Here is a 2113-nt window from a genome sequence, read left to right as displayed (position 1 = left end):
GGTCATGCCCGCGCCGCCCTCAGCCCTTCTTGAGGTGACGGCGGCCGAGCAGTTCGGCGATCTGCACCGCGTTCAATGCGGCACCCTTGCGGAGGTTGTCCGAAACGCACCACAGCGAGAGCCCGTTGTCGACCGTCGGATCTTCGCGCACGCGGCTGATGAAGGTCGCCCCGTCGCCGACGCATTCGATCGGGGTGACGTATCCGCCGTCCTCGCGCTTGTCGACCAGCATGCAGCCGGGCGCCTCGCGCAGGATTTCCATCGCTTCCTCGGCCGAGATTTCGTTCTCGAATTCGAGGTTGATCGCTTCGGAATGGCCGACAAACACCGGCACCCGCACGCAGGTGGCGGTCACCTTGATCTTCGGGTCGAGGATCTTCTTGGTTTCGACCACCATCTTCCATTCCTCCTTGGTCGACCCGTCCTCGAGGAACACGTCGATATGCGGAATGACATTGAAGGCGATCTGCTTGGTGAATTTGTTGACCGATACCTGGTCGCCGACGAAGATCGCGCGGCTCTGTTCGAACAGCTCGTCCATCCCCGCCTTCCCGGCGCCCGAGGTCGACTGGTAGGTCGATACCACCACGCGCTTGATTGTCGCCGCATCGTGCAGCGGCTTGAGCGCAACCACCATCTGCGCGGTCGAGCAGTTGGGATTGGCGATGATGTTCTTCTTCGTGTAGCCGTCGATCGCGTCCGGGTTCACCTCGGGCACGATCAGCGGCACGTCAGGGTCCATCCGGTAGAGCGACGAATTGTCGATCACCACGCAACCCGCCGCCGCCGCCTCGGGCGCATATTCCTTGGCCGGTCCCGAGCCCGCCGAAAACAGCGCGATATCCCAGCCGGACCAGTCGAAATTCTCGATGTTCCGGCATTTCAGGATCTTGCCGGTGTCGCCGAATTCGATCTCGGTGCCCTGCGAACGCGGCGACGCAACCGCCGCGATCTCGTCGCACGGAAAATCGCGCTCGGCGAGAACGGCGAGCATTTCGCGCCCGACATTCCCCGTCGCTCCGACAACCACAACCCGGTAACCCATCGCAATTCCCTCAAAACCAATTTGCTAAAGAAAAAGGCGCCCTGGCCAGTGAACCAGGACGCCTTTGTGAAACTCTCTCGTTTCGGCGGTAGGGCTCAGCCCTCCTGGCTCGCGGTTTCCCTGCGCTCGGTAATTCGGGCCCGCTTGCCGGTCCGGCCGCGCAGGTAATAGAGCTTGGCCCGCCGCACGACGCCGCGGCGAACCACGGTGATCGAATCGACGATCGGCGAATAGAGCGGGAAGACGCGCTCGACACCCTCGCCGAACGAAATCTTCCGCACGGTAAAGTTGGAGCCCATGCCGCGGTTCGACCGGGCAATGCATACGCCTTCGAAATTCTGGATACGTTCGCGGGTGCCTTCGATAACTTTCACACCCACGCGCAGGGTGTCGCCCGCGCGGAAATCGGGAATGTCCTTCCCCGACTTGGCGATTTCTTCCGCCTCGATCTGCTGGATCAGGTTCACGATCCTAGTCCTCGTCTTCACGCCGCGCGCCAGAGGCAGGCTGGTCCCGAGCGCCCCTGTGGCGTTCCCAAAGGTCCGGCCTGCGTAACCGTGTGTCCTCGATCGAGCGTTGCTTGCGCCACGCCGCGATCTTCGCATGATCCCCCGATCGCAGCACTTCAGGGATCGTGCGCCCTTCCCATTCCTGAGGTCGGGTATAATGCGGATATTCGAGGAGCCCTTCTTCGAAGCTCTCCTCGGTACCGCTTGAAGGCGCGCCCATTACGCCGGGAAGCAGGCGAATGCAAGCGTCTAATAGCGCGATGGCCGCCGGCTCCCCGCCCGAGAGCACGATGTCCCCGAGCGAGACCTGCTCGATCTCTCGCGCTTCGAAAATCCGCTCGTCGAAGCCCTCGAACCGGCCGCACAATATGGTGACGCCGGGGCCGGCTGCGAGCTCGCGAATCCGCGCCTGGGTGATCGGCTTGCCGCGCGGCGTCATGGCGAGGACGGGACAATCCGGCTGCAGGGCTGTTGCATGGTCGACCGCCGCTGCCAGCACATCGGGTTTAAGCACCATTCCCGCCCCGCCCCCGGCCGGCGTGTCATCGACCGTGCGGTG

The 2113-nt window shown here is 63.3% G+C and carries 3 protein-coding genes; all 3 read right to left on the bottom strand.

The genetic code is table 11. The features are described 5' to 3' along the window. Nucleotides 1-19 precede the first annotated feature (19 nt). Nucleotides 20-1045: an aspartate-semialdehyde dehydrogenase gene (locus AC16XC_RS04290; protein ID WP_484033406.1), complete on the bottom strand. Its 1026-nt coding sequence runs from the start codon at nt 1043-1045 to the stop codon at nt 20-22. A gap of 95 nt (nt 1046-1140) precedes the next feature. Next, nucleotides 1141-1512, bottom strand: coding sequence for a 50S ribosomal protein L19 (rplS, locus tag AC16XC_RS04285; protein WP_484033407.1), 372 nt, complete (start codon nt 1510-1512; stop codon nt 1141-1143). Nucleotides 1513-1516: 4 nt separating this feature from the next. Continuing rightward, a partial coding sequence (gene trmD, locus AC16XC_RS04280) for a tRNA (guanosine(37)-N1)-methyltransferase TrmD (RefSeq protein WP_484033405.1) occupies nt 1517-2113 on the bottom strand: 597 nt, incomplete at its 5' end.

The sequence above is a fragment of the Candidatus Andeanibacterium sp. genome (assembly GCF_057143545.1).
This window is presented reverse-complemented; position numbering and strand designations above follow the sequence as displayed.